Source organism: Amycolatopsis sp. H20-H5 (assembly GCF_035828755.1).
GTDB lineage: Bacteria > Actinomycetota > Actinomycetes > Mycobacteriales > Pseudonocardiaceae > Amycolatopsis.
On sequence record NZ_JAYMZS010000008.1, the window covers coordinates 151214 to 160041 of the forward strand.

At 72.9% G+C, this 8828-nt stretch carries 3 protein-coding genes; all 3 read right to left on the minus strand.

From position 1 onward, the window contains the following. Position 1: 1 nt before the first annotated feature. Positions 2 to 4210, minus strand: coding sequence for a type I polyketide synthase (locus tag QMK34_RS06925; protein WP_326412707.1), 4209 nt, complete (start codon positions 4208 to 4210; stop codon positions 2 to 4). Further along, complete coding sequence (locus QMK34_RS06930) at positions 4207 to 8598, minus strand: MupA/Atu3671 family FMN-dependent luciferase-like monooxygenase (protein ID WP_326412709.1); 4392 nt, start codon at positions 8596 to 8598, stop codon at positions 4207 to 4209. The genes QMK34_RS06925 and QMK34_RS06930 overlap by 4 nt, the downstream gene beginning before the upstream one ends. After that, positions 8595 to 8828, minus strand: a 234-nt coding sequence (locus QMK34_RS06935; protein ID WP_326412711.1) for a hypothetical protein, incomplete at its 5' end; no start/stop codon positions are given. The genes QMK34_RS06935 and QMK34_RS06930, both read right to left, overlap by 4 nt.

Consider the following 8828-nt stretch of genomic DNA (forward strand, 5'->3'; position numbering starts at 1 on the left):
CTCAAACTCCCGAGGTAGACACAGCGGTGGACACGGGCGGCAGCAGCCGACCGCGCACGAAGAAACGGAGCATCCGCTCGAAGTAGGCCTTGTCCAGCGGCGGCGCCGCGGCGACCTCGGCGGGTAGCGCGGCCAGCACCTGCTCGCACGACATCACCGGCATGTCCCGATCTGGCGTGTCGCCCAGCATCGCCATCAGCGGGGCGAGCGCGTTGTCCTCCCCGTCGCGGTCGACGTGCTCGATCAGCTCGGCGCGCCACTCGTCGAACGGAACGCTCCGCACCGGGTAACCGAAGTCCCGGATGCGCTCGAAGATCTCGTTCCAGGGGAACGGTTCCGGGTCGATGGCGTGGTAGGTGCGCCCGAGCGACTCCGGCCTGGCCGCGAGCGCGACCACCTCACGGACGAAGTGGTCCACCGTGCCGACCGCGAGCAGGTAGCGCCGCGACGGCGCCGCGCCCAGCTGCACGCAACCCTGGATCACCTTGGTCACGTAGTCCTCGCTGTTGGTGGCGCCGCTGCGGCTGTCCGACAGCACCCCGCCCGCGCGGTAGACCGACACCGGCACGCCACGCTCGCGCGCGAGCTCCACCAGTCCTTCGGCGACCCATTTGCTCTGGCTGTACGCGGTGTCGTGGCCGATCGGCGGCGGCAGCGGATCGCTTTCGCGGATCACGCCCGCGCCCGAAAGCATCGCCCCGGCGAGCACGGCGAGGGTGGACACGTGGTGCACCGGCTTGAGCCGCTTCGTGGTGGCCAGCCGCAGAACCTCCTGGGTGCCCAGCACGTTCGTCGCCTTGAGCACCCGGTAGGGCCGGACGAAGTTGACCCAGGCGCCGCAGTGGTAGACCTCGTCGATGTCGTCGGCCAGCGCGGCGAACCGCTCCTCCGTCAGGCCGAGCAGGGGCTTGGCCAGATCGCCGACGACGATCCGGAGGCGGCTGGGCCGGACCGTCGCGCCGAGTCCGAGCGAGTCCAGCTTCGCCAGCACGCGCTCGCGGCCCGCTTCCTCGTCGGCCGCCCGCACCAGGCAGTACACCGTGGCGGTGGTGGCCTGCAACAGCTCCGCGACCAGGAACGCGCCGACGAACCCGGTGGCGCCGGTGAGCAGCACCGCCTTCGCGGGTTCGCCGCTCACCGGGGACAACCCGGCGGCGGTGATCGACCCGTCGAGCACGACCTCGTCGGTCAGCACCGGACCCGCGGGCACCACGACCGGCTCGCCGCTCAGCGCGCTGTCCACCAGCGCCGCCATCGCCGCCACGGTGGGCGCCCGCAGGACGTCGCTCGCGGCCAGCGCGGTCGCCCCCATCCGCCGCAGTTCCTTGGTGAGCTGGGTGACCATCAGCGAGTGCGCGCCGAGGTCGAAGAAGTCGTCGTGGACGCCCACCTCGTCCAGGCCGAGCAGGTCGCACCAGATCCGCGCGATGCGCCGCTCCCGGTCGTTGCGCGGCGCGCCGGCCGACTCGTCCGGTGCGGTCACCGGCTCCGCCGGGGTTTCGGGCACGGGCCCGGCGTACTCGAAGCTCTGCCGCCTGCCCGGCTCGACCCAGTGGCGCGTGCGCTCGAAGGGATAGGTCGGCAGCGGCACCCGCCGCGGCCGCGCCTCACCGTGGAACGCCGCCCAGTCGACGGGAACGTTGGCCTGCCAAAGCTTTCCCACCGCGGTGAGCAGGTGCACCAGGTCCGGCTGGGCGTCCCTGGCGAGGCCCATGGTGGGCACGGTCGTCGGCGTCGGCGCGATCTGCTGCGCGGCGGTGAGCGCGCTGAGTGCCCGCCCCGGCCCGACTTCCAGCAGCACGCGCCCGGGTGCGGCGAGCACGTCGGACACCCCGGCGGCGAACCGCACCGGCTGGCGCATGTGCCGGACCCAGTGCTCGGGGTCGGTGACCTCGCCCGGCGCCACCCACGTGCCGGTGACGCACGAGACGAAGGGCAGCTCGGGCTCGTTCAGCCGCAGGCCCTTGACCTTGAGCCGGAACTCGTCGAGGTACGGCTCGACCATCCACGAATGGCTGGCCACCGGCACGCTGACCTTGCGGCAGTCGACGTCCCGGCCGCGGAGTTCCCGCAGCCAGGCGGCGATGTCCTCGTCCGGCCCGGCCACCACGGTCATCCCGGGGGTGTTGACCGCGGAGATCGACAGCCGCGCCGGCAGCATCGCCGCGACCTCGGCCTCGGGCCTCTGGACGACCAGCATCTTGCCCGGCGGCATGCGCGCGAACAGCTCGCCGCGGGCCAGGGTGATTTCGAGCGCGTCCTCGAGGCTGAACACCCCGGCCAGGCAGGCCGCGACGTACTCGCCGAGGCTGTGCCCGATCACCGCGGCGGGCCGCACGCCCCAGGCCATCAGCTGACGGGCCAGCGCGTACTCGACGACGAACAGCGAAGACACCACGCCCGCGCCCTGGTCGCGGCCGGTGGTGGCCTGCCCGCCCGCCAGTTCCTTGCCGGCCAGCGGGGCGAACGCGGCCGGGAACAGCAGGCGCCGCAGATCGAAACCGAGCCGGGGCCGCAGGATCTCCGCACATCTGTCCACTTCGGACCGGAACACCCGCTCCCCGCGATAGAGGTCCAGTCCCATATCCGGGTGCTGCGCCCCGCCGCCGGGGAAGGCGAACACCGCGTCCCCCGGCCCGCCGGTGGCGATGCGGGTGACCAGGCGGTTCGGTTCCTTGCCCGACAACGCCTGTACGGCGTCGGCGGGATCGGCGCACACGGCGAACCGGCGGGCCTCGAACGCCTGGCGGCCGGTCTGGAGGGTGAACGCGACGTCGGCCAGCGAGCTACCGGTGCCTGCCGCGGCGCCCAGGTGCCCGGCGAGCCCGGCGGTGACCCGGTCGAGCGTGGACCGGTCCCGCGCCGAGACCGGCAGCAGCTGCCACGGCCTGGCCGGTCCGCGGTCCGGTTCGGCGGGCGCCTGTTCCAGCACGACGTGGGCGTTGGTGCCGCCGACGCCGAACGAGCTGACCCCAGCCCGGCGCTCCCCCGGCCAGTCGCGGGCTTCCGCGGGCACGTAGAACGGCGTCCGCTCCAGTTCCAGCGTCGGGCTGGGCGCGGTGAAGTTCGCGTTCGGCGGGATGGTGGCGTGGTGCACGGCCAGCGCCGCGCGCATCAGCCCGGCCAGCCCGGCCGCCGCGTCGAGGTGGCCGATGTTGGCCTTGACCGAACCCAGCGCGCAGAACCCGGTCTCCTCGGTGGCGAAAGCCTGAGCCAGCGCGGTCACCTCGATCGGGTCACCGACCCTGGTGGCCGTGCCATGTGCCTCGACGTAACCGATGGTGGCCGGGTCCACGCCCGCCACCGCGTGCGCGGCACTGATCACCTTCGCCTGCCCGGTCACGCTCGGCGCGGCGTACCCCGCCTTGCGCGAGCCGTCGTTGTTCACCGCCGAACCGCGGATGACGGCGTACACGTGGTCACGGTCGGCCACCGCGTCCGAAAGCCGCCGCAGCACCACGGTCACCGCGCCGTTGCCGGGTACGGTGCCGCCCGCGTCGGCGTCGAAGGGACGGCAGTGCCCGTCGGCGCTGAACAACCCGCTGTCGGCCACCGGGTACCCGGCCTTCAACGGCACGTTGAGCGAGACGCCGCCGACGATGGCCGCGTCGCATTCGTAGCTCAGCAACGACTGGCAGGCCAGGTGGGTGGCCACCAGCGACGTCGAGCACGCCGTCTGCACCGTGCAGGCCGGTCCGGTGAGATCGAGCAGGTAGGCGATCCGGGTGGCCAGGAAGTCCTTGTCGTTGAACATCCGCGTCAGCGGGGCCATCGGCGAGCGCTGGAACCGCGCGCTGGTGGCCAGGTTCGCGGTCAGGTACTTGTTCATGAACGCCCCGGCGAACACCCCGACCGACTCGCCGAGCCCGGCCGTGGTGTGGCCGCTGTCCTCGACCGCCGCCCACGCCGTCTCGCACAGCAGCCGGTGCTGCGGGTCCATCGTCTCCGCCTCGGCCGCGGTGAACCCGAAGAACGCCGCGTCGAACCGGTCGCCGCCCTCGGTGTACCCGGCGGCGGGCACGAAGTCCGGATCGTCGAGCACCTCCGGGTCGGTCCCGGCGGCCAGCAGCTCGTCGCGGCCGAACCGGGTGATCGATTCGACGCCGTCGCGCAGCTGGTCCCAGAAGTCCGCCGGGGTCCGCGCCCCCGGCACCCGGCAGGCCATGCCGACGATCGCGATCGGCTCCAGGCCGTTGTCGAGCTCACTCATCGGACGTTCCCCCGGTTCGCTCGCGCGCGGTTGTTCAGTGCGGCGACCCGCCGGTTCGCGGCCTGCTTGGTACCCGTCAGGTCGAGCGCCGCGTCCGCGCCCCCGGTCAGCGCGCCGACCAGGCCGCGCACGGTCGGGAACCGGAACAGGTCGACCAGCGAGAGCCGCTCGCCGAGCACCGGCATCAGCCGCGAGCGCGCCTGGACCGCGAGCAGCGAGTTGCCGCCGGAGTCGAAGAAGTTGTCGTCCGCGCCCACCCGCTCGGCCCGCAGGACCTCGGCGAAGATCTCCGCCACGCGCTGTTCCAGCTCGCCCTCGGGCTCGCGGTAACCGGCCACCCGGCGTTGCTCCGGGTCCGGCAGCCGCTTGCGGTCGATCTTGCCGTTGGGGGTGAGCGGGAGCTCGGCCAGCGGCACGAGCAGGCCCGGGATCATGTAGTCCGGCAGCGACCGGGCCAGCGACGCCTTGACGGCGGGCAGGTCCAGCCGGTCCTCGGCGCCGGGCACCGGCACGCAGTAGGCCAGCAGGTGGCGCTGGGCCTCTTCCCCGCGGACGGTCACCACGGCGGCCCGGACGTCCGGGTGCGCCCTCAGCGCGTCTTCGATCTCGCCGAGCTCGATCCGGTGGCCGTGCAGTTTCACCTGGTGGTCGATCCGGCCGAGGAACTCCAGTTCGCCGTTCGCCCGGCGGCGGACCAGGTCGCCCGTGCGGTAGAGCCGGGCGCCGGGGACACCGGAGAACGGGTCGGGGACGAACCGCTCCGCGGTCAGCGCGGGCCGGTCGTGGTAACCGCGCGCCACCCCGTCGCCGCCGAGCAGCAGCTCACCCGGCACGTTCACCGGGGCACAGCGCAGGTAGCGGTCCACGACGTAGGCACGGACCCCGGCCAGCGGACCGCCGATGAGGACCTCCTCGCCGGGCCGGACCTGATGGGTGCTCGCCCAGACGGTGACCTCGGTCGGCCCGTACATGTTGTGCGTCCCGAGGCGGGCCAGCGGCGCGAGCCGGGCGGCCAGGGGGCCGGGCAGCGCCTCGCCGCCGACCAACAGCCGCCGCAGCCCGCTCAGCGCGGCACGCGAGTCCTCGTCGTCGCTGATCACCTCGGCCAGCGACGGCGTGCACTGCAGGTGGGTGACCCCGTGGCGGCGTAACTGGGCGGCGACCGGTTCGTCGGCCGCCGCGGCGCGACGGCGGTCCTCGCTGATCTCGCGGGCCAGCGCGAGCTGGCCGAGCGCGTCGAGCACCTGTCCGTGCGGCACGCCGAAGTCGACGAGGCAGGCCACCTCGTCCACGCCGACGAGCTTGAGCCGGTCCACGATGTCGGCGCAGTGCTCGGGGGTGCCGAGCAGGCCGGAGGTCTCGAAGAACCGGTCGAAGGCCTGCGCGACGAGCGCGTCCAGCTCCTCCTCCGGCAGGCTGCGCAGATCCACCTCGCGGCCCATCGACTGGCCCAGTCCCGACAGCAGGTCGAAGGAGGACTTGATGTAGGCGGACAACGGCTCGCGGACGACGGCGCGGACGGTTTCGGTGTCCTGCCCCGCGAAGGAGTGCAGCATCACCGTCACGTGCCCGTCGCCGGGATGGCCGCTTTCGCGCCAGGCCTGCCGGTAGAGCGCGATCTTGTGCGACAGCTGCTCGACCGAGTGCCCGAGCAGGTGGGTGAGCAGGTTCGCCCCTGCTTCACCCGCCAGCTGGAAGGTCTCCGGGCTGCGCGCGCTGGTGACCCACACCGGCAGCTCCGCCTGCACCGGCGGCGGGAACACCCGGACGTCGACCTCGGTGTCGACGCCGTTGCGGCGCCGCACGCTCTCGCCGCGCCACAGCCCGCGAAGCTCCTCGAGCCGGCTCATCATCAGCTTCTTGCGGTCAGCGTAGGCCTCCGGCGCGAGCACGAAGTCGGTGGGCTGCCAGCCCGAAGCCACCGACAGTCCGACCCTGCCGTGGGACAGATTGTCCACAACGGACCATTCCTCGGCCACCCGCAGCGGGTCGTGCAGGGGAAGCACGACACTGCCCGCCCGCACGGCCACCCGCTCGGTGACCGCGGCGATGGCCGCGGCCGTCACCGACGGGTTGGGATAGAGCCCGCCGAACTCGTGGAAGTGCCGCTCCGGGGTCCACACCGCGGCGAACCCGTTGCGGTCGGCGAACTTCGAGCCCTCGACCAGCAGCCGGTAGCGGTCCGCGGGGTCACCGCCCTTGTCGCCGCCGAAGTAGAACAGGCTGAACTGCATGGGTTTCGCCTGTGCCGACGCGGGAACCGGCGCGCCACCCTCCTGCCGGGCCGCGGTCGGCTCGTCGCCGCGCACCACGACGCGGTAGCCGCGGGCCAGTGTCCACAACAGCTCCAGCACCGAGATGTCGAACGACATGCTGGTCACCGCGAGCCAGGTGCCAGGGTCGTCGCCGCCGAGGACCCGGTCCATCCCGGCGAAGAAGCTCACCACGTTGCGGTGGGAGATCATCACGCCCTTGGGCTTCCCGGTGGAACCGGAGGTGTAGATCAGGTAGGCGAGGTCCTGCTGCGCACCGCGGGCCACGACGGGCTCGGTGTCCTTGCGGCCGTCCGGCCCGTCCGGCCCGTCCGGCTCGTCCAGCCGCAGCACGGTCACCGGCAGGTCCGCCACCCGGCGGGCCAGTCCGCCGCGGCTGACCAGTACCGGGGTGCCCGAGTCCGCGACCATGAACGCGAGCCGGTCGCGCGGGTAGCCGGGGTCCAGCGGCAGATAGCCGCCACCGGCCCGCAGAATCGCCAGCATCGTGATCACCAGGTCGGGCGAGCGGTCCAGGTAGACCCCGACCGGCACGCCGGGGCCGACCCCGGCGCCGCGCAGCCGGGCGGCCAGCGCTTCGGCCCGCTCGTGGACCTCGCGGTAGGTGAGCGCGTCGGCGGGGTCCTGGTCGGCGCCCAGCAACGCGGGCGCGTCCGGGGTCAGTGCCGCCTGCGCCGCGATCAGCTCGTGCACCAGTTCGTCGCCGATCGGGGCGGCGGGCGCGTTCCAGTCGACCAGCACCCGGTCGAGGTCGACCTCGGTGAGGACCGGCAACGCGCCGATCGAACGCTCCGGATCGGCCAGCGCGGCCGCCAGCAGCGTCTGGAACTGCTCGCCGATCTGCCGGGCGGTGTCCTCGGTGAACAGGCCGGTGGCGTACTCCAGCCGGAACGAGAGCCGCTCAGGCGCGTTGGTCATGCTCAGCGTCAGGTCGAACTTCGCGGTCGCGGTGTCGCCGGGGGCCATCTCCACCGCGCAGCCGGGCAGCCGCAGCCCGGTCGTCCCGCCGGTCTCCTGGTAGCTGAACAGCAGCTGGAACAACGGGTTGTGCGAGGGGTCGCGCGCCGGGTGCAGCTCCTCGACCAGCCGCTCGAACGGCAGGTCCTGGTGCACCATCGCGGCCCGCGACTCGTCACGGGTCCGCTCGACCAGCTCGCGGAAGCTCGGCTGCCCCGAGACGTCGAGCCGGTGCACCACGGTGTTGGCGAAGAACCCGATGAGGTGCTGCACCTCCGGGCGGGTCCGCCCGGCCGCCGGGGAGCCGGTGACCACCTCGTCGGTCCCGGTGTAGGCGTGCACCAGCGCGGAGAACGCCGCCAGCAGCACCGCGAACGGGGTCGCCGAGGTCGCCTTCGCCAGTTCGGCGACCTCGTCGGCGATCACCCCCGGCAGCTCGCAGTCCCGGTGCGCGCCGGCGTAGGTCTGCGTGGGGGGACGCGGGAAGTCGCTCGGCAGGCCGGAAAGCGCGGGGATGCCCGCGAGTTTGGCGCGCCAGTAGCCCAGCGGTTCGGCCAGCTCCAGCTCGGTGGTCTGCCAGGCGGCGAAATCGGGGTACTGCGCGGCCAGCTCCGGCACGTCCGCGGGTTCGCCGGTGGTGAAAGCCCGGTAGAACGCGGAAAGCTCGTGTTCCAGTAACGCGAGCGACCAGCCGTCGCAGGCGATGTGGTGCAGTGTCAGGCAGAACCGGTGTTCCTCGGCGCCGAGACGCAGCAGCAGCGGACGCAGGTTCAGCCCGGCGTCCAGCGGGATCGGCGCGCGGGCCTGCTCTTCGGCGAGGCGCTCCGCTTCTTCGTGGCCGGAGACCTCGCGGACCTCGACGCGCACCGGCTCGGCCGGGACCACCGACTGCCGGGGGACGCCGCCGACCTCACGGAAGACCGTGCGCAGGACGTGGTGACGGCGCACGACCTCGGTGAGGGCGTGCGCCAGCGCAGCGACGTCGACCGGGCCCTCGATCCGGTACTGCAGCGGCACGAGGTAGACCGCGCTGCCGGAGTCGAGCTGTTCGAGGAACCACAGCCGCTGCTGCGGGTAGGACAGGGCGAAGTGACGCTCGGCGGCGCGTTCCCGCAGCCGACGCGCCAGCAGCGCGCGGCGCTCGTCGGTCTGGCTCATCGGTCGACCTCGTTCTCCGTCGTGCGCAACAGGGCCTCCACCTCGTCGTCGGTCAGCTCTTCGAGCCGGTCCAGCAGCAGTTCCTCTTCGGTGGGCCGGGACGCGATGACCTGCGCGGTGCCACGCCCGGTCTCCACGGCCGACGCCAGCAGCGCCACCGTCGGCGTGCGCAGGAAGTCGCGCAACGGGACCTCGCAGTCCCACCGCTCGTTGATCCGCGCCACCAAACG